The organism is Paenarthrobacter sp. CCNWLY172, from assembly GCF_037402035.1.
In the GTDB taxonomy this organism is placed as follows: Bacteria; Actinomycetota; Actinomycetes; order Actinomycetales; family Micrococcaceae; genus Arthrobacter.
This window is the reverse complement of sequence record NZ_JBBEGB010000002.1, coordinates 422,137-447,843: the sequence shown is the minus strand read 5'-3', so window position 1 is coordinate 447,843 and position 25,707 is coordinate 422,137. Positions and strand designations below refer to the sequence as shown.

Below are 25,707 nucleotides of genomic sequence, written 5' to 3'. Positions count from 1 at the left end.
AGAGAGTCCTAGCTGAGCTTGGCGCGGATGAAGGCGCTGACCCGGTCGATGATGGTGACCAGCACGACGATGCTGATGATGATGGCGCAGAGGTGTCCGTAATCGTACATGCGCATTGCGGTAGTAAGCTCCAAGCCGATGCCGCCGGCACCCACCAAACCGAGGATCGTGGCGCCGCGGACGTTGCCTTCGAAGAGGAGCAACGTATAGCTGACCAGCAGCGGCGCAGCCTGGGGGAGGACGGCATAGCTGATGATCTGGCGTTTGTTGGCGCCCACGGCGGTCAGTGCTTCCACCGGCCCGGGTTGCACGGATTCCATGGCTTCGGCGTACACCTTGCCGATGGATCCTACTGAGCCAAGCACGATCGCGAGGATGCCGGCGAACGGACCCAACCCAACAGCCGAGACGAACATCAGCGCGAAGATGAGCTCCGGGACGGATCGCAACACGTTCAGCACCGCCCGGCAGGAGGTGTAAACCCAGCGCGGGGCGATGTTGCTGGCCGCGCCGAAGCTCAGCAGCAGCGATGCGAGGGCGCCGAGGACTGTGCCCACCAAAGCCATCTGCAGGGTTTCGACGAGCAGCTTGATGATGATGCCGAACTTGTCGAACGTCGGCGGGAAAAGGCGGCCCAGGAAGTTGCCCATGTTGGGGATGCCGCTGAGCAGTTTGTCGGGATTGAACCCGGCGCCCATTCCAGCCCAGACCAGCACGACGGCGACGATCACCCAGAGGGCAGCGCCGCGTGGCGTGGGGAGGCCGAAGGGGCGGGAAAGCCGGAGACGGTCGGCTTCGGGGAGGCTGGTATTAATGGCCTTCTCTGCGGGGGCTTCAGTTTTCGAGGAGCTCAGTGTCTGTTCCATAAATCTGGTGCACCTCCTTTTCGGTGATGGTGGTGGCGGGGCCGGCGAAGACGAGTTCACCGGAGTGCAGCCCCAGGACGCGGTCGGCGTAGCGGCGGGCGAGGCCCACGACGTGCAGGCTGACGATCACGGGGATCTGTTCCTCGCGGGCGATGTCGCGGAGCAGTCCAAGGATGGTGCCGGCGAGCCGCGGGTCCAGGGAAGCGACGGGTTCGTCGGCGAGGATCAGGCGCGGCTGCTGCATCAAGGCGCGGGCAATCGCGACGCGCTGCTGCTCACCGCCGCTCAAGCTCCGGCACGGCTGCTTGGCCTTGTGCGCCAGGCCCACGCGGTCCAGCAGTTCCAACGCCATGGTCCGCTGCGCCCTGCTGAACGTGCCCAGCATGTTCAACGGCCCTGCCGAGTGCAGCCCGCCGGTCAGCACGTTGGTGAGGGCAGTCAGCCGTGGCACCAGATTGAAGTGCTGGAAGACATATCCGACGTCGGATCGCAGCTCGCGCAGGCAGGTCGGGTTCTGTTGGGCTACTGAGCGGCCGGCGACTTCCAGTGCGTCAGCAGTGAAGGGGGCGATCCCGGTGAGGGTCTTCATGAGCGTCGATTTACCCGAGCCGGAGTGGCCCAGCAGTGCTACGACTTCGCCCGGGTAGACGTCCAGGTCGATGCCCGCCAGCGCTACCTGCTCGCCATACTGGACCCGCAAGCGACGTGCGCGGACGGTGGGCGACCCGGCCGGGGCGAGTGCCGCCGTCGTGCTTTCTGTTGGTGACAAGAGGCTCATCGGAGGTCCTGGAGGTCCACGCCGATGGACTCGGCCACGTCCACGAGGGGTGCGTACGTGCTGAATTCCGGGTCGGCCGTGGGTTCGCCGGTGATGCCGAAGGTCTTGGACACCTTCTCGTTGCCGGACATCAGGGCAGGGAGCTTGGCCTTGAGGGCTTCGCGGGCTTCGTTATCCAGGCCTTTGCGCACCACGATGGAGATACCGACGGGAATGGGGTCCGACTTAGCGATGACTCCGATCTCGTCTTCCTTGATGACGCCCTTCTGCACGAACGTGGGGTACAGCTGGCGGGCGGTGCAGGCAACATCCACGTTGCCGTTCGCGAGGGCCAGGACTGCGGAGTCGTGCGAACCGGCGAACGTGCTCTTGTAGTCGGTGCCGTCCGTGAGGCCGGCCTTGGCCAGCAGTGACTTGGGCATGAAGTAGCCGGTAGTGGAGCCGGGGTCGATGAAGGCAACCTGCTTGCCCTTCACATCGGCCGCGGACTGGATGCCGCTGTCCTTCCGGGCCAGGCAGAAGCTGGCAGGTTCGGTGCTGGCAGGCCATACCAGGAGCGGGTCCACGCTGTCGGTCTTGTAGGCGAGTGCTGCGGAGAACTGGCTGAGGACGGCAATGTCCACGGATCCGTTGCGGACAGCTTCGACGACGCCCAGGTAGTCGGCGGGCTGGAGGTTGGTTACGGTGCGGCCTGACGCGTCGCCCACCATGGTGGCGAGGTCGGCCATGATGGCTTGTTCGTCGGGATCGTCGGTGCCTGGGGGAGTGGCGAAGACGAGTTCTGTTTTTGAGCTGTCTGCGCCGGCGGCGTTGGCGTCGCCGGAACAGCCAGCGAGTGCGCCGATGGCCAGGAGGCCGATGAACGAAGTTGCGATGATGCCTGCACGAGCGTGCATGGTGATGCCTTCCGTCATGTGTTGGGGTGACGTAATTACGAAACCAGCAGTATTTGAATCGGAATTACGAGACTGCCGTACTTGAAATGGCGGGAAGGTTAACTGTTTGCGCTCGCCTGGAAAGTCCGCCCTGTGGCCCCGTTTCGTGACCCGAGGCAACCATGGAGCAGACTTAGGCGGGTGACCGTCAACAAACCCCGCCCCGGCCTCGCGATCGCTGCGCTGAGTCTCGGGACGGCGCTGAATCCGCTGAACTCGTCCATGATCGCCGTCGCACTGGTGGTTTTGCGGGAGCATTTCGAGCTCGACGTCGCCACGGTCACCTGGGTGATCACCTCGTTCTACCTCGCGTCCGCCGCAGGTCAGCCGCTCATGGGCCGGCTCGCCGACCGCTTCGGTCCGCGGCGTCTGTTCATGTTCGGCATGGCCCTGGTTGCGGTCACCTGCGCCATCGCACCGTTCCTGCCCAATTTCGCGCTGGTCTGCGTGGCCCGCGCGCTCATGGCTGTGGGGACCGCGACGGCGTACCCGTCCGCCGTCGTGATGGTCACCGAACTGAGCCGGCTGGCTAACCTGCCGTCGACGCGGCCTTTGGGCCGGATCCAGATGGCCAACACCTCGGCCGCTGCCGTCGGACCAGTAGTGGGAGGGCTGTTGGTGAGCCTGGTGGGATGGCAGGCGTTGTTCGCCATCAACGTGCCCATCGCCTTGCTGGCCATGATCGTGGTCTACAAAGTGGCGCCGGTCGATTCCGGCCGCGAGACCGGCAAGCTCGGCCAACTGATCCGCGATTCCGACATCCCCGGCATCCTCGCGTTCGTCACCTCGCTGATGCTCGCCATGATGGCCCTGCTCAATGTCATGCCGGGATACCGCTGGTACCTGCTGGGCGCCGCCACCGTGATCGGAGCGCTCTTCGCCTGGCGTGAGCTGCGCTTCCAGCCGCCGTTCCTGGACCTTCGATTGCTGGGCCGGAACCGACCGCTGCTGCTGGTCTACCTGCTTTTCGTCGTGTTCAGCGGCGTCTACTACTTCGCGTTCTTCGGCCTGCCGCAACTGCTGCAGGAAGCTGGACAGTACGACGCCGGTGTGGTCGGCCTGCTGATGCTGCCCCTAGCGGCGTTGTCGGTGGTGGTGACGCCACTGACGGTGAGGTTCATCGAGCGGTTCGGCGTACGTTCCGTCCTGATCACCGGAGTCCTGATTCTGACGGTTGCTGCGGGAACGCTCGGCTTCCTGACCATGACGCTGTGGGCTCCGCTGGTGTTCGTGCTGACTGCGTTGATGGGCGTTCCCTATGGCGTGGTGAGCACTGCCTCCAACCAGGGCCTGTACGTGTCAGCCCGTCCCGAAGAAAGGGGAGTGGCCGCCGGAATCTTCCAGACCTGCCGCTACCTCGGAGCCATCACGGCCACCGTGTTGATCGGTGTCCTCTACGGACCGGGCGTGAACCAAGCGAACTGGGGAATCATGGTCCTGGTGATGTTGGGTCTGAGCGCCGTGGTGCTGGTGCTGGCTGTCATGTGGCGAAAACCCGCGGTTTAGGGATTCAGCGGAATCAGCAGCGCCGCCGCGCCCGCGATGGACAGGGCGGCGCGCAGGTGGTTGGCCGGAACCCAGCCCCGCAGGAACTGGCTCCAATCCTGGCTGGAACCTTGGGCCAAGCGGTTGTTCAGCGGCACATTGATCGCCATGGTGGAGAGGAATCCAGCCAGGCAGGCCGCGGCGCCTGCCACCCGGAGCGGAGGCTGGCTTCCGGGATCGACGACGGCGGCGACCACCACGCCGGCGGAGGCGGCGGCCGAGCCAAAGAACAAGACCATGAATGGCGGGGTTACGGCCTTCTGGTTGATGGAGTTCATGGTGTTGGCCGCTTCACCCGCTGGGCGGTGGCGAAGGGCCGGCATCACGAGGGTGGAGAAAGCGAAGTAGAAGCCGCCCACCAGGGCCGAACCCGTTCCGGCTGCTACGGGAAGCCAGGTGCTCAAAGTTGTCATGCCTCAAGCCTGCCTTCCCCGGTGTGGACGATGAATGGTCAGGGATCCACTTTTCATACGTTTGCGTCTAGGCTGGCCGCATGGACCCACTGTCGCAGTTCCTCACCGGTCCTCGGGCGCAGGCGGCATTTGCCCTCCGCGTGGTGATGGATCCGCCCTTCGCCATTGACGTTCAGGACCAGGCCGCCCTGACAGTGATCGTGGTGGTGCGCGGAGAAGCGTGGATCACTGCTGACAGCGCTGAACCTCAACTCCTCCGGCAGGGTCAGGCGGCGACAGTCCGAGGGCCGGAACCCTATATCGTGGCTGATGCTCCCGGCAGGGAACCCACGGTAGTCATCGAGGCAGAGGAGTCCTGCCGCACCCCCAGCGGCGAAAAGTTGGAGCTCACGTTTTCCCGAGGAGTGCTGACGTGGGGCAACAGTGCCGTTGGCGAAACAGTCCTGCTGATCGGCACGTACCAATCGCCGGCGGCCGTGGGCCAGTTGGTCACGTCAGTGCTGCCCAGGGTGGCGGTCTTTGGGGAAGAAGACCTCGACGGCGGTCTGTTGGGAATGTTGGAACGCGAACTCACCCATCAACGGCCGGGGCAGGAAAGTGCGCTGGACCGGCTGCTGGATCTCCTCCTGCTGAACCTTGTGCGTGCCTGCGTGGACCGGGGAGACGCGCCCCATGGAACGTGGGCAAAGGCATCCCGTGAACCAGTGGTTGCGCAGGCTCTCGAACTGCTTCACCAAGTGCCGGCGGCGCCGTGGACCGTGGCCGGATTGGCGCTCAGGTGCCACGTCTCCAGGGCCACCATGGCCGCCCGCTTCCGTGCCGCCGTCGGGCAGTCCCCCATGGCTTATCTCAGCGCCTGGCGGCTGGCGCTGGCTGCCGACAGATTGGCCTCCAGCAATGCCACTACTGCAGTCATCGCGGAGGAGGTTGGCTACAGCAATGCGTTCACGTTCAGTGCCGCGTTTTCGCGTGAATATGGCGTCAGCCCAAGTGGCTACCGGCGGTCCGCGCAGGCGGCAAACGGCAGAACGGAAGGCGCAGCTAAATCATCCGCGGGAACCGGCGCCGGTGAGCGTCGCGAAATGTAGCATCTGAAGGAGACGGCCAATAACCGTGCACTTCGGAGAAAGCGGAACACCATGTCACCCAGTCCCGATGGAATTGCCACCACCGTCAGCAAAACGTTCAGCCGCACCACCCAGGTGTCCACCACCGTCAACGCCAGCCCGGCCACCGTGTGGACGTTGCTGACCACGGCGTCGGATTATCCGCGGTGGAACTCCACCATCGTTTCGGTGGACGGCGACATTAAGCCCGGATCCACCATCCAGCTGGTCTCCACGCTGGATCCCAACCGCACGTTCAAGCTCAAGGTCAAGGAGTTCGAGCCCACCAGCCGGCTGGCCTGGGGTGACGCGATGGGAACCCGCGTGTACACGCTCACGGAAACCAACGGCGGCGGAACCCTGTTCGAGATGAACGAGCGCATCGGCGGGCCGATATTTCCGCTGTTCGCCAGCAAGGTCCCGTCGTTCGACGCCAGCTTTGAACAGTTCGCCGCCGACCTGAAAGCTGCCTCCGAGAACACCGACTGACGTCAGAGGCGGGCCCCCTTGACTAAATAACTGAGTGAACTCATAATTGAGTTAAGTCAGTTAATTAGTCATTGGAGAACCCCCGTGAAAGCCTTCGTCCTCAATCAGTACAAGGAACCCCTGCAGCAGATCGACGTCCCGGAGCCGGTGCTCGGTGACCACGATGTGCTGGTTGAGGTTCACGCGGCCGGCCTGAACCAGCTGGACGAGAAGATCAGGCAGGGGGAGTTCAAGCAGATCCTCCCGTACAAACTGCCGCAGGTTCTTGGCCATGACGTTGCCGGTGTGGTCCTGCAGGTGGGGCCCCAGGTGCGGTCCTTCTCGCCCGGCGACGAGGTATTCGCGCGCCCCGGCAAGGACAGCATTGGCACCTTCGCGGAGCGTATCGCCGTGGCCGAGGAAGACCTGGCCATCAAACCGGCCACCGTCAGCATGGAGGAAGCGGGCTCACTTCCGCTGGTGGCTTTGACGGCATGGCAGGCGCTGGTGGAGCGCGGGAACGTTGGCCCCGGCCACAAGGTCTTCATTCATGCCGGTGCCGGGGGAGTGGGCTCCATCGCCATCCAGCTTGCTAAGTACTTGGGCGCAACAGTAGCTACCACGGTCAGCGCCGGGAACAAGGACTTTGCCCGCGAGCTCGGCGCTGATGTGGTGATTGACTACCGCACCGAGGACTTCGTGGAGATCCTTCACGACTACGACCTCGTCCTGGACAGCCTTGGCGGCGAGAACCTGGAGCGGTCCTTGACGGTCTTGAAGAAGGGTGGCAAGGCCATCGGCATCGCGGGTCCGCCGGATGCCGGCTTCGCCCGACAGCTGGGTGGAAACCCTGTACTGCTGGGTGTGACCACCCTGCTGAGCTCGGGTATTCGCCGCAAAGCCCGCCGCCTTAGCGTCACCTACGAGTTCCTTTTCATGCGCGCCGATGGCGGCCAGCTGAAGGAAATTGCTGCGCTCATCGACGCCGGCCACATCAAGCCGGTACTGGGGCGCGTGGTGCCGTTCGATCAGACAGCCGATGTCCTTGCTTCCCTGGAAAAGGGCGGCGTCCGCGGCAAGACCGTCGTCAGCCATGTCTAACCACAAACCAACACCCCGACAGGACAACCATCATGAGCAATGAACAACAGAGGTATGTGCAGGTGCCGGCGAAGACGGTGACGGCCAACGGCGTTACCTACGCGTATCGGGAGATGGGTCCCAAGGGCGGGGTTCCGGTGGTCTTCCTGATTCACCTCGCCGGGACCATGGACAACTGGGATCCACGCATCATCGATCCCATCGCCGCCGAGCACCATGTGATCGCCTTCAGCAACCGCGGAGTGGGCGCCTCCACGGGCAGCGTCCCGGACAGCATTGAAGGCATGGCCGACGACGCCGCTGCCTTCATTCAGGCCCTCGGCTATCCTCAGGTGGATCTCTTCGGGTTCTCCCTTGGCGGCATGATCGCCCAGGCGCTGGTCCTCAAGCACCCGGGGCTTGTTCGCAAGATGGTGCTCGCCGGCACGGGCCCTGCCGGTGGGGAAGGCATCCAGAACATCATCGGAATCACCTACTACGACGTTCTTCGGGGCACCCTTACCCGGCAGGACCCCAAGGAGTTCCTGTTCTTCAACCGGAACGCCGCCGGTAAGCCGGCCGCCCGGGCCTTCATCAATCGACTCAAGGAACGCACCACCAACCGCGAGGCACCCTTCAAGCTCGCCGCATTCCAGACGCAACTGAAAGCCATCCGCCGGTGGGGATTGTCGCCGTCGGCCGATCTGGGAGTCATCACCCAACCGACGCTGATCGCCAACGGTGACAATGACCGCATGGTGCCATCCGTCCTCTCGAGTGACCTGCACCGCCGGATTCCGGGCAGCGAACTGGTCATCTACCCCGACTCCGGGCACGGTGGCATCTTCCAGTTCCACGACAAGTTTGTCCCTGTAGCCCTCGAATTCCTGGGCCGCTGATACGGTAGCTGAATGCAGCCTGCGCCCCAGACCCTTGGCCGACGTGAACGGAATAAGCAGGAGAAGCTTGACCGCATCACGGCGGCAGCCCGTGAGCTTTTCACCCAGTATGGAGTGGATGAGGTCACCACCCAGCAAGTAGCTGAAAAGGCCGACGTCGGTTCGGGAACCTTGTTCCTGTACGCCAAGACCAAGGCGGAGCTGCTGCTGCTGGTGCACAACGTCAAATACGCCCAAGCGCTGGCCAATGGGGTGGACGCAGCGTCCGCTGAAACGGCGGTGCTCGACGCGGTGATGGCCATCATCCGCCCCATCATCGAGTGCAACCGCGTCCAGATCGAGAACGGCCGGACCTACCTGAAGGAGATTGTCTTCGGGGATCCGGCGGAGCCGCACCACGCAGAAGCGTTGTCGCTGACCATACGCACGGAAGAAGCTATTGCCGGCATCCTGGGCCGCGACGAGCAACTGCTGGCCCGCGACCCCGCCAAGCTGGCACGGATCATCACAGCGATCATGTTCATCAGCATGACGTCCTCGGCCACCAAAGAACTGACAGACGCCCAGGTTGGCGACGAGATCCGGGATCAGATCGGCGTGCTCCTGGGCGCCTGACTTCTTAGCTGGGCTTAGCGGTTGAGGAAGGCCTCGTGCTGGCGGTGGGCTTCCTTCACCTGCTCGCGGATCGCCTCCACGTCCTTGGCCTTGTTCCGATACTTGAGCGGCATCTGGACGATCTGCGCTTCCTCGGCGGTCAGTGCGCGGTAGATGCGCTCGCGCTCGTTGGCGTCGGCGGTGTAGTCGAGGTCCAGGTAATCCACGGCATGGCGGCGGGCGTTGTTGATGGCCGTCTGGGCCTTGCCCGCCGGGCTGATCAGTGAGAGCACCACGGTGACGATCAGGACGCCGATGATCACACTCAGCGAGAGGCCGGTGGTGATCTCGATGACGTTGACGTGCTCGCCGTCGTTGATGAACGGCAGGTTGTTCTCGTGCAGGGCGTGCAGGATCAGCTTGACGCCGATGAACGCGAGGATGGCTGCCAGGCCGTAGGAGAGGTAGATGAGGCGGTCCAGCAGGCCGTCGATCAGGAAGTACAGCTGGCGCAGGCCCATCAGGGAGAACGCCGTAGCGGTGAAGACGATGAAGACGTTCTGCGTGAGGCCGAAGATTGCCGGGATGGAGTCAAGCGCGAACAGGATGTCCGTGCCACCAATGGCCACCATGACCAGGAGCATGGGAGTCAGGGCACGCTTGCCGTTGACGGTAGTGAAGAGCTTATCGCCGTCGTATTTATCCGTGGTGTGGAAGAGCTTCTTGGCGAGCCGGATGATGAAGTTGTTGGCTTGGCCGTCACCGTGGTCGCCGGGCTTGAGCAGGTTGCCTGCCGTGAGCAGCAGGATGAGGCCGAAGATGTAGAAGACCCACGCGAACGAGTTGATCAGCGCGGCGCCCAGGAAAATGAAGCCGGTGCGGGCGATCAGCGAGAAAACGATGCCGAAGAGCAGGACCTTCTGCTGATCCTCACGCGGCACCCGGAAGCTCGCCATGATGATGAGGAACACGAACAAGTTGTCGACCGAGAGGGCCTTCTCCGTGATGTAGCCGGCGAAGTACTCGGACCCCATTTGGCCGCCGCCGAAGATCAGCACCAGGACGCCGAAGAGCACAGCCAGACCCACGTAGATGGAGGACCAGATGGCCGCTTCCTTGAGCGAGGGGACATGTGCCTTGCGGATGTGGAAGAAGTAGTCGAAGGCCAGAAGCGCCAAAATGACGACGATGGTGATGCCCCAGATGAGGGGAGAGACGGTCATATGATCCTGCTTTCGTGAGGCGCGCGAGTGGTGTTGCTCACCGAGGGTCAAACTCTTGGAATCAAATTTACCGGGAGTGGTGGGGCGGGCGCTAACTAGACCGTCATGGGAAAGTACTTGACAATATGGAAAGTACTTTCCTAGGTTGGGGTCATTGATCCGCACAACTTTGGGGGAACCATGAACGAGACCACCGGAAATATGTCAGCAGCCGAGGCCCGCGAACTCCTTGCGGGAGCTGACTCAGTGGGTGCCGCCTCAATCAACGCAGCAGCTTGGCCCGTCGCCGTCCTGTTCACCAGCCTCGCCATCATGGGTTCACTGCTCATGATCGGGATGCACATCGTCGCCCATACCGGTTACGGCGCTGCGTTGCTGGCGTGTTCTGTCGGCGCCTGGGGTGCCATCACCGCGTGCGTCTGGCCCATGTTCCAGCGGTCCACGAAGGCCGGATTCACCAAAAGGTTCGTGACATCGCTGGTCGGGTATTTCGCGCTGTACGTCGTAGCACTGGTGGTTGGTGCCTACTTCTTCCGCGACGGAAACCTGTGGTTCTACATCCCGGCCGCTGTCGCGCTGGCCGGCATTGGCCTCGCCGCCGCCTTCCGCGAGCTGCGCGCATGAGCACGCCGGCGGAACACCCGCGCCACCAGCTCAACGAGGTCGTCCACTCACCGGTCCGTTTCTCCATCATGGCTGCGCTCGCTAAGGCCGAGTCGCTGGACTTCAAGGACCTGCGCGATGCGATTCAGGTCAGCGATTCGGTGCTGAGTAAGCAGCTCGCGATTTTGGAGAAGGCCGAGTTTGTGAAGATCAAGAAGAGCTTCGCCGGGAAGTTTCCGAGGACTTCCGCGGGTTTGACTATTGCGGGGCGGGGCGTGTGGGCAGCGCACCTGCAGACGCTGCGGGATATTGCGGGCGGCTGACGGGTTTTTGTTGTTAGTGCACGACGGCGGCTGGTTGCGTGGGTGGGTCAGCTAACCTCCCGCGGCCAACTGCCACTCCTCCTGGTTATGCGGCCTGTGCCAATGCTGACGGGGCTCCCCGGATTCGCGGACTACGTCGTTGAGCCAGAACGTGGTGTCGGGGTTCCATCCGGCGATGACACTTGAAGTGTCTTCGCCCACTGCGAGTGCGCGGCCCGCAACGCTGAGGTAGCCGGTGACAGTCAGGTGTACGGCATCCCACGTGGATGCAGCTTGCTCCCAATCGGGGATGACCCAGCGGCCGTGGCGGCCAGTGGTCCGGAACCAGTCGTGCCTGCGGGACGCTGTGACCTCCAGCGGAAAAGCGCGGCAGAGGGTGGTCCAGTCCTCTTCAGTGGTGATTTCCAAAATCCTGCCTGTTCCGGCGACGGGGATAACGGTGGCTTCTTCCCAGCCGAGGGAATCTTCAACCAGGCTGAGCCCTTCAGGGATCCGCGCCACCGTGTGGATCAGTCCGTGGGGGATCGACCACCATTCGCCGCTGAAGTTGGCGCGGGGGTCTTGTGGCCGTTCCTTGGCCGCACGTAACTCCTCGGCCCGTTCCTTTCGTACCCACTCGGCCAGGGTATGCTGCGGGTTTCGGGGGAGCGGTGTGGGATCGTCCGCTGAGCGCCAGTCGATAGCCCACTGCCCGGGTAGGGCCTTCTGATCCCACCACAGCGTTGCGGGTTTTCCTTCTAGGCTCTTGGCGATATGCGCCAGGGACTCTGTGATTTCCTGGGTGGCGGCGAGGAAGTCCTCCCCTTCGGGCTCCTGCCAATATCTGGCGGTGTCCACTGCGCGCTGAAAGGCGTGTTGAACCAGCTCGGTGGTGATGTTCCGTAGATCCAAGGACGTGATCAGCCCTGCGAGCTCCTCCATGGTCGACTCCGGTAGTGGAGGCGGTGCTTCGCCGACGGGGTCCATGGTCAACATTCTGCGTGACCTGCCGGCGCCAGGATCGAGGTTGTAGCCGAGGTGGAAGACGGCGATCCGGATGTCCTGGTCCATTTCCATCGCGAGTTCAAGGCAGAGGCGTCGGCCTCGGGGCCCATTTAGCAATTGCTCGATGTCCGGCTCCATATCCTCGTCCTTGCAGCTGATAACCCTGGCACGCTGAATCACGACGCCGGAACCCGCCTTGCTGCCGGCAGCTTGCCTGACGCTTGAACATGCTTTCAATGGGGTTACTGTGTGTCCAAACCCCAAGTTGTGAGACCGCCGCCGGGGCAAGAAATCAAGAGCAACCCCTCTGGCCCATTGAGCGTCCAGGCTTCGTACTGTTCATCTGGCGAAACCTCAACGGTACTACCGTCGGCGAAGTCGACATGTAGGCTTCCGCGGTCGTCAGCGAACCCCGCCGTGACTGAGGAACGTGCGATCGAGAGTGCAGGCCCCAGCTGGGAAGGTTCTCCGGCGGGATTAAGGCGGTGACTTAGGCCGGAAGCTGACTTGTAAATGAACTTATTCTCGACCCTGAGGACAATGCCGCCCTGCGTGTGAATGCTGAAGGCATAGTCGACCATGCAACGGACAACGTCGTCCGGTCCGGATGTCGTTGGCCATGTCCAAAGCACATGTGAAGGTTTCACTGGCTCGCCGCGCCTGGTCGCATCCACTTCTGAATCTCCGGCCCGGCTGCATCCATGAAGCTCATGACCACCTGCCTGGCGTCGGGTTCCCCACCCCACCCGTCGTACGCATCATATGCGTCATCAAGCTCAACCAACTCCTGCGCGATGGGGTGGCCTTCGTGACCGACAAGCCGGTGCGCCCACGACGCGAGTTCCCGTACAGGCATGGTTCCCTCGATGGCTTGGCTGGCGTAATAGTAAGCCGCTACAAGCTGGGCATCGTCTTTTGTCATGTCACCCGTCGCCACGCCAAGCTCCTTGAGAGCATCGTCGATGAGGACCCCAAGCTGGAACACGTTGATGTGCGCCGAAACGCCAGCAAGCTCGCGGAGGGCTCGGCCGTCGTGCCCATCGACCAGGGCATCCGTCGCAGCCGAGATGGCCGCTGCAGCAGCATTCTGCCCGATTAGCCACGAAGCACGTGCGGCAATCAGGGCGAGAGTAGCTGAGCCCAACACCTAGAGCGTCTTCCTCAGGCGCGTGCCACTACTCAAACCAGCCAGCTGAGGCTTCGAGTACAGCCACACGACAACACCGAACAGTGGCACCACGACGAACATCAGCACCCACATGATCCGGGTCATTTGATCGACGCCGTCCTGCCGTAGGACATCGAAAATCGCCCAAATGTTCGCTCCCATGACGAACACTGCGGACAGTCCCGCCAACGACGCCAAAACCCATTCCCAAGCTTCCATGCCATCCCCCTGAACCAGCAGCTTCCGTACAAAGTAGCACTCGCATTACAAACGTACGACGGCGGAGCCCGCCTTGGTGCCTGCCGTTTAGTGGCATTTCGGTTGGGTCAGATCAGCGCTGTCATGACGTTCCAGCCTTCGCCGATCTTCTTCCGTGGTTCGAGGTGACGACTGCCGACGCCGGGGTAGAGCCAGAGGTCTCCGTTGGCATCACGGGCGATGATTTGTGAGTAGCCCGGATAGTGGCCGTCAAATCTTCCCGTGGAAATGATCGCCGTCATGGCATTCCAGCCTTCGCCTACCTGCATGCGGGGCAGCCACCCGCCCTTGCCGTCACCGGGGTAAAGCCACAGCCGTCCGCTGGTGTCGCGGGCCATGACGTCCCGCTTGCCGTCCTCGTTGAAGTCACCGCGGCCGATCAGGGCTGTCATCACGTTCCAGCCGACACCGATTTGGACGCGGGGTTTCCAGCCGCCAGTGTGATCGCCGGGGTACAACCAAAGACGGCCTTCGGCGTCTCGGGCGATGACGTCGGCACAGTAGTCGCCGTCGAAGTCGCCAGGACCCATGATGGCGGTCATGGCGTTCCAGCCGACACCTACTTTGGTCCGTGGTTTGAGGTATCCGTAGCCGCCGGGGTAGAGCCACATGTCGCCGTTGGTATCGCGGGCAAGAATGTCGTCGTTGAACTCGCTTTGGAACTTGCCCGCGCCGATGATGGCGGTCATGACGTTCCACCCTTCGCCCATCTTGAACCGGGGCTTCTTCCAACCGCCTTGGCCGTCACCGGGATAAACCCATAGGTCGCCTGCAGTATCTCTGGCGAGGACATCGTCGTTGTAGCCCGTGTTGATGTTGACGTAGTCCCAGTTGTTTGTTGGGACATTTGCCGCACGGGTGCCAGGCTGGCTTGCCTGTGCTGGAATGGCAGCTGTGCCCAAGAGCAATGCCGCGGCCGCGGCCAGGGTTGTCCCTATGAAAAGTGGGCGCCTTCCATTGTCGGGTGTTTTCTGGCATGAATTCTTGCTCGACTTTGATCTGAACATCACTGTTACCCCCAGTAGCAACGCGGTCATCAAACGATTCACCGGAGCATAGTCCTGTTGGGTGGCTTTTGTTAGGGGTGGGAGGTTCGGCCGGTCCGTTGCCGATCACCGGGTGACACTGCAGTCAGCATGTTCATACCTGTGCATTTCGTTGCAACAAACGCACACCCCGCAAGAAACTCCTTGAGGAAACCCACTCAATGAGGAGCCCCACTTGCACTCACACCCCATGGCCAGACGTCTGGCAGCAGTAGCCGCATCAACCGCATTAACGGCAGCGGTGCTGGCAACCGGAATCGCAGCCAGCCCAAGCGCAACCGCAGCCGAACTTCCCCCGCCACCCACCGGCGTCGTCTATGCCAGCGACGTTCCGTGGTCGAGCATGACCAACGGTTGGGGACCGGCGGAACTGGACATGAGCAACGGTGGCCAAGCGGCGGGCGATGCGAATCGCCGGCCGCTGACCATCGGCGGCACTGTCTATCCAAAGGGCATTGGTACGCACGCAGCGTCGTCCATTACGTACAACCTTGGCGGGCAATGCCGCCAGTTCCTCGCCCAAGTTGGTGTTGATGACACTCAGGGTGACCGCGGTCGAGTGGACTTCAAGGTGCTGGTGGACGGAGTGGAACAGTTTGCGGGGGAGCGGAAGGGGACGGACGGCGCCCTGCCCGTCAACGTGAACCTGCAGGGCGGCAGCACGCTGCAGCTCAAGGTGGAGACCGGCCCGGAAGGGAACGGCAACGATCACGCCGACTGGACCGATGCCAAAATCAACTGCTCGGACGCGTTCATCGCAGCACCGCTGCGGGTCGAGGGCTCAGCCGGGACCAATCTCAACGGGCTGGTCCCCGGAACGCCAGCTACCGTCGTCGTGCGTGACCTCAAACCGTTGAGTCCCGTTAGCCTGGGCCTCCGGGGCGAAAAGATGGCCGACGCCGTTGCTGACGCCACCGGCGCGGCAGCCTTCACCTTTGTGGTGCCGGCCGGAGCCGCAGGCGGGGCGACAGAACTGGTCGCCACGGGCACGGGTCCGTTCGATGTGGCCACCACGGGCAGGATCGGCGCGTTCATTGTGCAGATCAGCGATGCGAAGTTTTATGTGGACTGCTCGGTCCTGACCCCAGGTAATGGCAGCCAGGCAAGCCCGTTCAACTCGATCGCACAGGTCAACGGCCACGGCCCGTTCAACGCCGGCGAGTCGATCCTGTTCCGGGCCGGCACTGACTGCATCGGCGCACTCACGCCGGCGGGCACCGGCGTCGCCAACCATCCCATCACGCTCTCCAGCTACGGGGACGGCGCGAAGCCCACCATCAACGGCGGTGGTGCTGTAGCGGCCATCCAGATCACGAATGCCAGTCACTGGACCGTCAGCGGATTGCATGTGGTGAACCCGTCGGACACTCCGGTGCGCAGGGTTGGGATTCTCTTCGAGAACAGCGGAACGGCGCAGACCGCAGGAATTGTGGTCACGGGAAACCACGTGGAGGACGTGGCAGGGTGGCGGAACAAGGCGACGAACGGCGCTGGCTTCGCGCAGTCGGCCGGCATCATGGTGCGGACGTGGGGCAAGGGATCGGTGGACGGCATCACCATCACCGATAACGAGGTCAACGACGCTGCCGGAGGTGGCGTGAAGATCTCAGCCCCGGACACCACTGAGCGCTACAACACCAAGGTGTACGTTGCGCGGAACGAGATCCATGACGTGGGCGGCGACGCGATCGTGATCCATAACTCTGACGCGCCGCTCATCGAGCACAACAGGGGTCTGAACCTCGGCCAAGGCGCCCACCCGTATGAAGGCGGCAACTTCGCGGGCATGTGGCCGTACAACTCCAAGAACCCGGTGTTTCAGTTCAACGTGGTGAGTAACAGCACCACCTCCACGTACGACTCCACCGCCTGGGACTGCGACATGAAGATCGTGGGAACCTGCCTCTTCCAGTACAACTACTCGTACGGGAACGCCGGCGGCTTCTACCTCAACTGCGTCTCCAACTGCGGCGGCGGCGCAACGACGGCGAACGTGGTCCTGCGCTACAACGTGGCCCAGGACGACTGCCGCTTGGGCGGCAGCAGCAGCGGCACCGGCAAGCACTACATCTACAACAACACCTTCTACTGCCCGTCGCGTGTGTTTTTGGATGACATGACCGGCCCACGCGAGGTGCGGAACAACCTGTTTGTGGCACCTGGTGGTGTCCTTAAATCGTCTGCTGCTGTGTATGCGAACAACGCGTACTTTGGCGGGATCCTGCCGCCCGCCGGTGAGACTGGTTCGGTGCTGGGTGATCCTAAGTTGGTTGCCGGTGGCAGCGGCCAGACAACACTGGATGTTCCCGGGTACCGGCTTGCTTCCGGGTCGCCGCTGATCGGTGCCGGTGTTCGGATTAACGACGACGGCGGCAGGGACTTCTTCGGTAACCCCACCACCGGTGCCGGTTCCGTTGGGGTACCGAACATCGGGGCCTACCAGGGGCCTGGTGTCGCTGTCTCCCCGTTGCCGTTTGCTTCTCTGGTGAATCAAACCTCGGTTGCGAATTCGGCTAATCCCCGGAATGGGGCTGTTACGTCTGACCGTCGGACGTTCTCTGAGGAGGCGTTGGCTGCTGCCGGGCTTGTGAGCGGGAAGCCGTATTCGGCGTTTGGCGTCTCGTCCGTGTGGCATCCGACGGCTGTGGGGACACCGGACACGTTGAAAGCCGCTGGTCAGGAAGTGGCTCTTTCGGCCCGCGGGCGGACACTGTTGGTGACGGGTTTCTCCACAGGCAGCGTGACCTCCGGAGTGGCAACAGTTCACTTCACAAACGGGCAGAGCAGGACCGTGACGATTTCGCTGCCGAACTGGCGCACTGGGGTTGCTACGGATGCTGCGGTGATGGTGGCGGAGTCGGCATATCACCAGCGGCACACGCAGGCTTACATCGGCGGGCCGTCGACGGTGGTGCGGGTTGATGAGCCGGCCCGCGTCTTTGCCACGAGGATCGACATTCCCCCTGCTTTTGAGGTGTCCAGCGTGACGTTGCCGCGGGGGAGCGCGCTGGTCAATGAGGGGCTGAACATCATGGGTATTGCCGTGGGGAATGTTCCGCCTGGGTTGAGGTAGTTTCGTTGGTTTCTTGAGGTAGGTCAGGTGTGGGATCCGCAGGGGGCGGGTCCCACACTTGTTTCATCGTGGAGTGCTAGTGAAGGTGGTGCCCGGAAGAGGCCATCCCGGCTCCCTCGCGAACCCCTAGACGCGGCTAGCGGCCACTCATTTTTGGGCGTTTCGGCACCTAGTTTCGCTCTGACAGCACCTAGCTAGGAGAATTTCGCCACCTAGCCGGCATATGGCGGGCGCACAATGTGCGGGTCAACAAAGACCGTTCTTCACTAGGAGGAAGCATGATGTCGGAGCAGGCAAACAGACATTTCGTGGCCTTCCAGCGCAAGCATCTGGTGAAAATGGCCAATGTGTAGGGCTAAACGGTTCTCGCTATGTCTGTCCTTGATTTTCGGCGCGGGCGTATCATCCGTGGGTCTGGTCCCCGCGCCGCTCGTGTACTTTGTTGGCCTCCTCCTTATGTGTCTCCTCATCGTTGCCACCAAGTACTACCGGCGTTGGCGATGGGTTCCACTTGGGGTGGGGCCGGCACGTTCGGCCGCTTTGGGCGTGGGGTGCGTGGCGGCGATGAGTGCGGCATCAATTTTCAGGGGAGGCGAATGGAGTTTCGTTCTCATTCCCATGCTCAGCGTCGCGGGAACCGTTGGCATGTTCCACTGGCTGACCAGACACGGGCGCTTCGTGAGCTCAAAGGGACCGGACCTCGCCTGAGTGCGAGGTCCGGTTCAGACTGCCTTCGTCATTAACGTGCCTGCCGATCACGCAGCGCCAAATCGAAAGAGGGAATGATGAGCAAGGTACCGCATCCACTGCAAATTGTGATGTTTTTCGTTATGGCCCTCAACTTCGCGATTTGGCAGCCTTTCGCGTGGTGGCGTGCATGTGCTGCTGTGCTCATGCTGGGGTTCGGTTGCTACGGCGTTTATGTGTTGCGGCGGAGCAAACGTAGAGAAACCAGCCAGGAGCCTGGCGAGCTTGAGTGAACGGGAAGTTGATGATGGCCTGTGGACTAACCTCCGCGGGCCATCTCTTTGTTAGTGGGTGTTGTCGTCGGGGCGAAGGCGATTCTGCAAATCGAGGTCACCCTGGCCAGCCACGAATCCGAAGTCGTGTTCTCCGTTCTCCGGAGGGAGCTCGCGCTCCAATTTCAGTGCCGTCGTCGGCGTGAACAGCGTTTTCGCGATTCCGCTTTCTGTATCGAAAGTGAAGGACCCGAAAATTGTTCGATCTACCCTGTGCCTCAGCAGGAGCGTCGTGTCCGAGCCATCTACCTCACAGGCCACTGGGTGATAGTCGTCCAGGTGTCGGCCCCAAATGGGCAGGGAGAGTGGGAACGAGAGTTGGACAGCCTCAGGAAAAGAAAACGGGATGCGGTCAATGGAAAGGCTGAAATCATCGACGCCATCCGTCTGAAGGGTAAGGGAACGCGGGTCGAATGTTCTCGTAGGCCCATCCGGCAACTCCTTCGCAGACCAAATGACGGCCCTTGGGTGCACCGAAACTGCATGTCTCACTAAGTGGTTGCGGCTCTGGCAATACGAGGTGCCGGTGTAGGCGCTTGCCTGTCCGCCGCCCAGCGCCTTTCCGATTGCGATCGCCAGCTGCTCAGAGGAAGTGTCCACGCCTCATCCTCGCATGGGCGACGCTACCCGCTTAGGAGGGTTCGCCGTCGTGGTTTGTTAGCAGGAACTTGCGCAGCAGGTTCGCCAGCTGCACCCGCTCAGTCTTGGACAGGCCCTCGAGCATCTTCTGTTGGTTCTCGACGTGGTGCTCCACCACGTCGTCCACCAGGGCGAGTCCCTCTGGCGTAAGGCTGATGAGTAGTTGCCGGCGGTTCTCAGGGTTGGTCTCGCGGTGAACCAGGCCGCGCGATACCAGCCGATCTACGCGGTTGGTCATGGCCGCCGAACCGATCATGGTGAGGCTGGCGAGTCGACCCGGCGTCAACGGCGCCTCGGCAGCCGACCGGCGCAGTGTTGCCAGGACGTCGAACTCCCACGGCTCCAGTCCGAACTGGTTCATGAACTTCTGGACGTCCAGTGACGCCAGGCGGCTAGCCCTGTTCAGCCGGCCCAGAACGCCCATGGAGCTGACGTCCAGATCGGGGCGCTCGTTGTTCCACTGATCAAGAATCAGGTCTACTGCGTCGCGGTCCATCATCCTCCAATGCTTGACCTCAAACAGTACATCACCTACATTGTCTTACATCAAATAGTTTGACATCAAAATGTATGGAAGTGAACAATGTCCACTTTGACGACGGCTGCTAAGCCGATCGGTTCCGGCCTGACCAAGGCTTCCCCACGAGACCTCTTCATCACTGCACTCGCGCCCATGGTGTGGGGATCCACCTACCTGGTGACCACCGAGTTTCTCCCCGCCGACCGGCCGCTCCTGGCCGCAACCGTGCGGGCCCTGCCGGCGGGCATCGTGCTGATGCTTGTGACGCGAACGTGGCCGCGGGGGAGCTGGTGGTTCAAAGCCGCGGCGCTGGGCGCGCTCAACATTGGGCTGTTCTTCTTCCTTCTGTTCTTCACCGCATACCAACTGCCGGGTGGGCTGGCGGCGTTGGTTGGGTCGATTCAGCCCCTGTTCGTGCTTTTCCTTGGAGTGCTGCTGCTGGGGGAGAAGATCCGTCTTATGCATCTGGTTGCCTGCGGAGTGGGAGCGGCCGGTGTTGGCTTGCTCGTCCTGCGATCCGACGCTTCGCTGACTGTTGTGGGTGTGCTCGCCGGGATGGCCGGTGCGCTGAGCATGGCGGCTGGGATTGTGCTCACCAAACGCTGGGGAAGGCCCGACGGCGTGGGGCTGCTTGGGTTTACCGGCCTGCAGTTAGCAATGGGTGGAGTCATGCTCCTGCCGGTGACTCTGGTGGTGGAGGGGCTGCCGGGAGCGGTTACTTTGCCTAACCTGGCGGGGTTCGCTTACCTGAGCGTAATTGGTGCGCTGGCGGCTTACGCTGTGTGGTTCCGGGGGATTCAGCGGTTGCCGACGATGGTGGTGTCGTTCTTGGGATTCCTGAGCCCGCTTGTGGCGACGGTGCTGGGGTTCGTGTTCCTGGGGGAGTCGTTGTCGGGGTGGCAGATTGTGGGTGCGGTGTTGGTGCTGGGGGCGGTGCTTTTGGTGCAGGGGCTGCCGCAGGTCAGGGGACTGTAGATAGTTGCAACTCGGTTGCAGCCTGTGAGCAACGTGCCCATGGCCGGCATGGCTTCGCGGATGCGGAGCCGTAGCGGACTGCCTAGGGAGCTCAGTCGCCTGGCCTGAACCCCTGACTTTGGATGCGCGGCGTGTGAACATCAAGAATCCTGATGAAAGTGACAGTCTTCGTTTATGACTACTTCAGACGTGAACGTTGGTGCTTTTGACATTGAAGGCCTGGAGAAATTATCTGTGGCCCACAAGCAGTACACCTCTGAGACTTCACGTGCATACGACGAAGTCCTGCACCACGTCTCAGACCAAATTAGGAGTACCGGGAGCATCGGGAAGGCCGACATGGGATCCCTGCTTTTTTGGAAGCGGCTCCGCGCAGATAGCCGGTGGGTGCGAGATCTTATGGTTCTTCCGGACAAATTGGTTCGTGAACAGACCGTACACGCAGTTAGAGCCGTCAACGACAGATCTCTCTCCGTGCGAGATGCTGCCGTCGCCGGGCGGGCGGCTTTGTCGCCTTTGCCGGGTTTCAAAGTCGGAGACGCCTTGGCATCTGCACTCCTGCTCGCTGCGGCTCCGGACCGCATGGCTGTATACGACAGGCGCGCCCAGACAGCGGTGGAAAAGTTGGGGTTGACGCTGTCTTCGGCCCCGGGCCGTTACGGGCGTTACATGGAAATAATCGAGGGTATCCGGCTCACCGCACATGCGAACGGTCTTGATTGGACGGCACGAGACGTGGATGTTGCCCTGTACTGGCTCGGCGGCTCGAAGTTCAGATAGTCATAATACGGCGCGGGCAAGGCAGCGCCGAGGACCTCACGGGCTGGCCGACTTGCCGCTGCCGGAGTGCGGCGTCTGGCGAAAGTTGCCCGGTACAGGCGTGGGGTTTGATAAATTCCGTAGATGGGTCGACGCGAAGAGACATTGTTGGGTCTACTAGGGCGCCGGGCGCGAAAGTCAGACACGGCTGCAGCAACTAGCCAAGGTCTCTCCCCGCAGCTCCGCGGGAAGCTCAATGAGACGTATCAGGCTTTGGGCGGAGTGATGAACGATGCCCATTTTCGAGCAGGTAAATGGGACCTGATCTTCGAAGGAAGTATCCAATTGGAACTGGACGAGGAACAGCACTTCAACCGGTACCGTCTGATGACCCTGCAATTGGGACGGGTGAAGGCGATGCCTTGGGCTGATTCCTACTCGCGGCTCTGCAAGGACAACGAGTCTCTTTGTACAAAAAAGGCCGGACACGGCGGCTGGTGGTCTACACCTTCGGCCACCAAACAGTTCGGACCGTCGGATGCCCCCAAAGTATTCGGGGAGTCTGGGGCAGCTCGCTGGAAACAGAGAGCCTTTTATGATCTCCTACGCGATTTGGTGGCCGACGCGGGTAACGCCACATTGGCCAGACTGTCGGTATATGACAGGGTCCACGGAGTTGAACTTCGTGAAATCCTTGATGGTCGATGTCATGTCAGCAGCGAGGCACTTGTCGAATTGATTGAGTCGCGCATATATAACCCTGAAAACCGCGTCGATGTCGAGTGCCAAAAACAATTGCCATCGAGCAACGAGACGAAGTTTCGCGAGAACCTCACTCCGGGTCAAGTAGCCAGCCGGATCGGACGCCACGCGAGTACTACCAGAGACCTCGCCCACCGCGGTTTCTTTCCCAACGCCTATCGAAGTGGTGATGGGCCAAGAGCGAGGATACTGATCCCTGATTCTGACGTAGGTGATTTCCTGCGCAAGTACGGGGCAGACGATGTGCATGGTTATGTTCCGGGCTTCAGATTGTGACCTGAGCTAAGTCACGGCTACCGGTGACCACGCCGGACTTCGCCCAGAAATTTCACCTGCATCGACATACCCAATACCCTGGCGCAGTGGATACATTCAATGGGGGAACCGCAGGAGGCAGCCTGCCTGAAGGGCTGTACGAACTGCTTCACACAACCGAAGTCGCAGCCGATCTTGAACTGGTGCCGGAGCTCCTGGCCTCAGTGACCAAGGTCGACGAGAACGACGTACCGGAGGTACTCTCGCGACACGTAGCCGACACAGTACGACACGCACTCACGGACGCGAAGCCCGAAGATCGAGTTGCCCTGGCCAACCGCTTGCTCGCAGAGATACGAACAAACAATCAGATTACTCCGGGCCCCCGGCAGTTGCTGTCGCTGCATCGATCAGATGCATTGAAAAGACGACAGCTGAGACGCCCCAGCACCAAGCTCAGCGATTCGGCACTTCTGACAAACAACAAGGACGAGCCAAACCTTGCCGCCGAGCTCCGAACGGAAATTGAATCAGCCAACGCTGTCGACCTCCTCTGCGCGTTCGTGCGGTGGACCGGTCTTCGGCTTCTTGAACCAGCGCTGGAACAGCTTCGCGAGCGGGGAGTGAAATTCAGGGTCATCACCACGACATATATGGGGGCGACTGAACGCCGCGCCATCGACGAACTGGTGCGTCGCTATGACGCTGAAGTGAAAATCAGTTACGAAACACAGGCCACGCGTCTTCATGCAAAGGCCTGGTTGTTCCGGCGGGACACGGGCTTTGACACAGCGTATGTGGGCAGTTCCAATCTCAGCCAGGCAGCGTTACTGGACGGTCTTGAGTGGAATGTCCGGCTCAGTTCTGTGGCGACGCCAGACCTGCTCAAGAAGTTTGAAGTCACCTTCGACAGTTACTGGGAACAACGCGCCTTTCAGAGTTACGATCCCGATCGTGACGGCGACAAGCTGGACGCTGCCCTTGAACGCAACGGCGGCAAACGAACTTCTGCCCCGGATGCTTTCACCGGCTTGGACGTCGTGCCGTTTCTTCATCAGGAAGAAATGCTTGAGGACCTCGAAGCTGAGCGACTTAAAGGATTCAGCCGGAATCTGCTGGTTGCCGCCACAGGGACCGGAAAGACGGTCATAACAGCACTCGACTACAAACGGCTCTCAGAAGCGGCCGGAAAGCCTCTGACGCTGCTTTTCGTGGCACATCGGCAAGAGATATTGAAGCAATCCATCCGCACATTTCGGAACGTACTGCAGGACGGCTCTTTCGGTGAGCTCTATGTGGGCGATCACAAGCCAAAGTACTGGAACCATGTCTTCGCCTCAGTGCAGTCGCTTGCGTCGCGTGGTGTGCAGACGCTTGAGCCCGATCAATTCGACGTAGTTGTCATCGACGAGTTCCACCACGCCTTGGCGCCCACGTATCGCCGACTCCTCGATCACTTGAAACCCCAGCAGTTCGTCGGGCTAACTGCTTCGCCAGAGCGGGGCGACGGCGGCAATGTCGCCAATGAGTATTTCGGCGGCCGGACTGCCAGCGAGCTTCGCCTTTGGGATGCCTTGGATGCTGATCTTCTCGTGCCATTCCATTACTTCGGCGTCTCAGATGACGTAGATCTCAGCCAACTGGAATGGAAGCGCGGCACTTACGACACGGGTCAGTTGGATCGCCTGTACACAGGTAATGATGCTCGCGCCGCCAAGGTCATCCGCGAACTCCGAGACAAAGTCACTGGAACCGAACACATGTGCGCCCTGGGCTTCTGCGTCTCAGTCCAGCATGCGCATTACATGGCAAAAGTGTTCAATGCGGCAGGCATTGCGGCAGTAGCTGTGGACGGTGGCACTGACGAAGCCGAACGAGCGCGTGCCCTTGAACAGTTGCGTAACCGTGAAATCAACTGCATATTTGCCGTGGATTTGTTCAATGAGGGTCTGGATATCCCGCAGGTGGACACCATACTGATGCTGCGGCCCACCCAGAGTGCCACGATCTTCCTCCAGCAACTGGGACGCGGCCTGCGCCGAGCGGATGACAAGGCTGTTCTCACAGTCTTGGATTTCATTGGCCAACAGCGCCGTGAATTCCGATTCGACCTCCGTTACCGGGCTCTGACAGGCTACGGGCGGACGCAGTTGAAGAAGGCGATTGAGGGCGAGTTTCCGTTTCTGCCCTCGGGCTCGCAGATTGTGCTTGACCGGGTAGCGCAGGACGTGGTCCTGGAGAACGTCAAGGCTCAGTTGCGATTCAACCGTGCGCAGCTGATCCGGGATATAGCTTCCTACGCGGAAACCGAGTTGGCAGCGTATCTACGAGAGTCGGGGAGCGACCTCAAGTCGATCTACCGTTCAACGAAGGATTCGTGGACTGGCTACCTCCGTCAAGCACAATTGATTGGCGGTTTTTCCGGCTTTGAGTCGGTGCTCAAGGGAGATCATCACAATCGTTCCGATACGGAGGAGAAGAAACTCCTGGGACGCATGGCGGCTCTCATTCATGTGGATGATCCCGAGCGTGCTGAGGCTTACGCGAAGCTTGTAGGGGAGGATGCGCCCCGCTACGCGGATCTCGGCCCTCGGGAGCAAACGTTCGCGCGGATGCTGTTTTACACGCTGTGGGACGATGGCGGCGGTTTCAAAACGTACGACGACGGACTCGACCACCTGCGCGGCTACCCGTTTGTGTGCAGCGAGATCAAGCAGATTGTCAGTCTGGGAGTTTCGGCATCGAAACACGCTGCGAAGGGTCTAGGTGCCGGGCTCCAGCACATTCCACTGCTCTCTCATGCAACCTACCGGCGCGAGGAGATTCTTGCCGCGCTCGAATATGGCTCGCTCGAACGCGGGAGGAATGTGCAGCATCGCGAGGGAGTCGCTTGGTGTCCAGCAACGGCGACCGACGCCTTCTTCGTCACGTTGAACAAAGACGATAAGAAGCACTCCGCGACGACCATGTACAAGGACTACGCCATCAGTCCTGACTTGTTCCACTGGGAATCTCAGAACACCACGTCTCCCGCCAGCTCGGTTGGCAAGCGTTACCTGGACCGGAAGGCAGAGGGCTCGCGAATTCTACTGTTTACCCGCGAAACTGCAGAGGATGAAACAGGCCTAACCGTTCCCTACACGTGCCTCGGGCAGGTGGACTACGTCCAACACTCTGGAGCGAGACCAATATCTATCACCTGGAAGCTGCAACGCCCGATGCCTGCCGACGTATTCGCTACTGCTGCGGCTGTGGCGCAGTAACCTTTGCTCAGCGAGGTAGGGAATAGGCGTGGTGCAAAGTGTGCCCTATAAATTCTTGGAGGATAATTTTGGGATCGGGTGGCTCGAAGGAACTCGGATGGCGTTGCCGAATTTGCCGCAAAATGCTGACGGAAAAGCCCTTTGCAGGGAAAG

The 25,707-nt window shown here is 61.4% G+C and carries 25 protein-coding genes; 13 read left to right on the top strand and 12 right to left on the bottom strand.

Annotated features, from left to right (window positions below):
• Window positions 1-8: 8 nt before the first annotated feature.
• From phnE to phnD, 3 genes are read right to left on the bottom strand one after another with little or no spacing between them, the layout of a single operon-like run.
• On the bottom strand, window positions 9-866 hold the full coding sequence (gene phnE / locus WBN73_RS04765; RefSeq protein ID WP_280627250.1) for a phosphonate ABC transporter, permease protein PhnE: 858 nt from the start codon (window positions 864-866) through the stop codon (window positions 9-11).
• Complete coding sequence (gene phnC, locus WBN73_RS04760; protein WP_337339440.1) at window positions 835-1,644, bottom strand: phosphonate ABC transporter ATP-binding protein; 810 nt, start codon at window positions 1,642-1,644, stop codon at window positions 835-837. Before phnC ends, phnE begins: the two co-directional genes overlap by 32 nt.
• Complete coding sequence (gene phnD, locus WBN73_RS04755; RefSeq protein ID WP_337339441.1) at window positions 1,641-2,540, bottom strand: phosphate/phosphite/phosphonate ABC transporter substrate-binding protein; 900 nt, start codon at window positions 2,538-2,540, stop codon at window positions 1,641-1,643. Before phnD ends, phnC begins: the two co-directional genes overlap by 4 nt.
• Window positions 2,541-2,720: 180 nt before the next feature.
• Here phnD and WBN73_RS04750 point away from each other — a divergent pair, with 180 nt between their 5' ends.
• The gene (locus tag WBN73_RS04750) at window positions 2,721-4,085 is read left to right on the top strand and encodes an MFS transporter (RefSeq protein WP_337339442.1); all 1,365 of its coding nucleotides are present in this window, start codon (window positions 2,721-2,723) and stop codon (window positions 4,083-4,085) included.
• On the opposite strand, the gene WBN73_RS04745 is transcribed toward WBN73_RS04750, so the two are convergent.
• Window positions 4,082-4,537: an anthrone oxygenase family protein gene (locus WBN73_RS04745; protein ID WP_337339443.1), complete on the bottom strand. Its 456-nt coding sequence runs from the start codon at window positions 4,535-4,537 to the stop codon at window positions 4,082-4,084. The genes WBN73_RS04750 and WBN73_RS04745 overlap by 4 nt on opposite strands.
• An 80-nt stretch (window positions 4,538-4,617) precedes the next feature.
• Between WBN73_RS04745 and WBN73_RS04740 the strand changes: the two genes are divergently transcribed.
• From WBN73_RS04740 to WBN73_RS04720, 5 genes are all read left to right on the top strand, one after another.
• On the top strand, window positions 4,618-5,625 hold the full coding sequence (locus tag WBN73_RS04740) for an AraC family transcriptional regulator (RefSeq protein WP_337339444.1): 1,008 nt from the start codon (window positions 4,618-4,620) through the stop codon (window positions 5,623-5,625).
• A gap of 51 nt (window positions 5,626-5,676) precedes the next feature.
• Complete coding sequence (locus tag WBN73_RS04735) at window positions 5,677-6,132, top strand: SRPBCC domain-containing protein (protein ID WP_337339445.1); 456 nt, start codon at window positions 5,677-5,679, stop codon at window positions 6,130-6,132.
• Between the two features lie 84 nt (window positions 6,133-6,216).
• Entirely contained in the window at window positions 6,217-7,212 is a 996-nt protein-coding gene (locus WBN73_RS04730) for an NADP-dependent oxidoreductase (protein ID WP_337339446.1), read from the top strand.
• A 32-nt stretch (window positions 7,213-7,244) separates the two neighbouring features.
• Window positions 7,245-8,090, top strand: a complete 846-nt coding sequence (locus WBN73_RS04725; RefSeq protein WP_337339447.1) for an alpha/beta fold hydrolase — start codon at window positions 7,245-7,247, stop codon at window positions 8,088-8,090.
• Between the two features lie 12 nt (window positions 8,091-8,102).
• Entirely contained in the window at window positions 8,103-8,705 is a 603-nt protein-coding gene (locus WBN73_RS04720) for a TetR/AcrR family transcriptional regulator (protein ID WP_337339448.1), read from the top strand.
• Window positions 8,706-8,719: 14 nt separating this feature from the next.
• Here WBN73_RS04720 and WBN73_RS04715 read toward each other — a convergent pair whose 3' ends face one another.
• Window positions 8,720-9,907: a TerC family protein gene (locus WBN73_RS04715; RefSeq protein WP_207596688.1), complete on the bottom strand. Its 1,188-nt coding sequence runs from the start codon at window positions 9,905-9,907 to the stop codon at window positions 8,720-8,722.
• A 180-nt stretch (window positions 9,908-10,087) separates the two neighbouring features.
• Between WBN73_RS04715 and WBN73_RS04710 the strand changes: the two genes are divergently transcribed.
• Complete coding sequence (locus tag WBN73_RS04710; protein WP_337339449.1) at window positions 10,088-10,531, top strand: hypothetical protein; 444 nt, start codon at window positions 10,088-10,090, stop codon at window positions 10,529-10,531.
• The gene (locus WBN73_RS04705; protein ID WP_337339450.1) at window positions 10,528-10,833 is read left to right on the top strand and encodes a winged helix-turn-helix domain-containing protein; all 306 of its coding nucleotides are present in this window, start codon (window positions 10,528-10,530) and stop codon (window positions 10,831-10,833) included. Before WBN73_RS04710 ends, WBN73_RS04705 begins: the two co-directional genes overlap by 4 nt.
• Before the next feature lie 51 nt (window positions 10,834-10,884).
• On the opposite strand, the gene WBN73_RS04700 is transcribed toward WBN73_RS04705, so the two are convergent.
• The 5 genes from WBN73_RS04700 to WBN73_RS04685 form a co-directional block, all read right to left on the bottom strand.
• Complete coding sequence (locus WBN73_RS04700) at window positions 10,885-11,955, bottom strand: hypothetical protein (RefSeq protein ID WP_337339451.1); 1,071 nt, start codon at window positions 11,953-11,955, stop codon at window positions 10,885-10,887.
• 104 nt (window positions 11,956-12,059) lie between these two features.
• Window positions 12,060-12,449 (bottom strand): DUF6188 family protein, encoded by a 390-nt coding sequence (locus WBN73_RS21425; RefSeq protein ID WP_443193461.1) that lies wholly within the window; start codon window positions 12,447-12,449, stop codon window positions 12,060-12,062.
• 11 nt (window positions 12,450-12,460) lie between these two features.
• Complete coding sequence (locus tag WBN73_RS04695; protein WP_337455427.1) at window positions 12,461-12,964, bottom strand: hypothetical protein; 504 nt, start codon at window positions 12,962-12,964, stop codon at window positions 12,461-12,463.
• On the bottom strand, window positions 12,965-13,204 hold the full coding sequence (locus WBN73_RS04690; protein ID WP_337339453.1) for a PLDc N-terminal domain-containing protein: 240 nt from the start codon (window positions 13,202-13,204) through the stop codon (window positions 12,965-12,967).
• Window positions 13,205-13,311: 107 nt separating this feature from the next.
• Window positions 13,312-14,145, bottom strand: coding sequence for an FG-GAP repeat domain-containing protein (locus WBN73_RS04685; RefSeq protein WP_337339454.1), 834 nt, complete (start codon window positions 14,143-14,145; stop codon window positions 13,312-13,314).
• Between the two features lie 334 nt (window positions 14,146-14,479).
• Between WBN73_RS04685 and WBN73_RS04680 the strand changes: the two genes are divergently transcribed.
• Window positions 14,480-17,362 carry an NPCBM/NEW2 domain-containing protein gene (locus tag WBN73_RS04680; RefSeq protein ID WP_337339455.1) on the top strand — a complete coding sequence of 961 codons (2,883 nt, stop codon included), beginning with the start codon at window positions 14,480-14,482 and terminating at the stop codon, window positions 17,360-17,362.
• Between the two features lie 1,031 nt (window positions 17,363-18,393).
• Here WBN73_RS04680 and WBN73_RS04675 read toward each other — a convergent pair.
• The gene (locus WBN73_RS04675; RefSeq protein WP_337339456.1) at window positions 18,394-18,981 is read right to left on the bottom strand and encodes a hypothetical protein; all 588 of its coding nucleotides are present in this window, start codon (window positions 18,979-18,981) and stop codon (window positions 18,394-18,396) included.
• A 31-nt stretch (window positions 18,982-19,012) separates the two neighbouring features.
• A complete protein-coding gene (locus tag WBN73_RS04670; RefSeq protein ID WP_337339457.1) occupies window positions 19,013-19,519 on the bottom strand; it encodes a MarR family winged helix-turn-helix transcriptional regulator in 507 nt (168 codons plus the stop codon).
• 84 nt (window positions 19,520-19,603) lie between these two features.
• Between WBN73_RS04670 and WBN73_RS04665 the strand changes: the two genes are divergently transcribed.
• The 4 genes from WBN73_RS04665 to WBN73_RS04650 all read left to right on the top strand — a co-directional run bounded on the left by WBN73_RS04665 (window position 19,604) and on the right by WBN73_RS04650 (window position 25,554).
• The gene (locus WBN73_RS04665) at window positions 19,604-20,515 is read left to right on the top strand and encodes an EamA family transporter (RefSeq protein WP_337339458.1); all 912 of its coding nucleotides are present in this window, start codon (window positions 19,604-19,606) and stop codon (window positions 20,513-20,515) included.
• Window positions 20,516-20,689: 174 nt separating this feature from the next.
• Window positions 20,690-21,295, top strand: a complete 606-nt coding sequence (locus WBN73_RS04660) for a hypothetical protein (RefSeq protein WP_337339459.1) — start codon at window positions 20,690-20,692, stop codon at window positions 21,293-21,295.
• Between the two features lie 123 nt (window positions 21,296-21,418).
• On the top strand, window positions 21,419-22,312 hold the full coding sequence (locus WBN73_RS04655; protein WP_337339460.1) for a DUF7255 family protein: 894 nt from the start codon (window positions 21,419-21,421) through the stop codon (window positions 22,310-22,312).
• A gap of 122 nt (window positions 22,313-22,434) precedes the next feature.
• Window positions 22,435-25,554, top strand: coding sequence for a DUF3427 domain-containing protein (locus tag WBN73_RS04650; protein WP_337339640.1), 3,120 nt, complete (start codon window positions 22,435-22,437; stop codon window positions 25,552-25,554).
• Window positions 25,555-25,707: the final 153 nt, after the last annotated feature.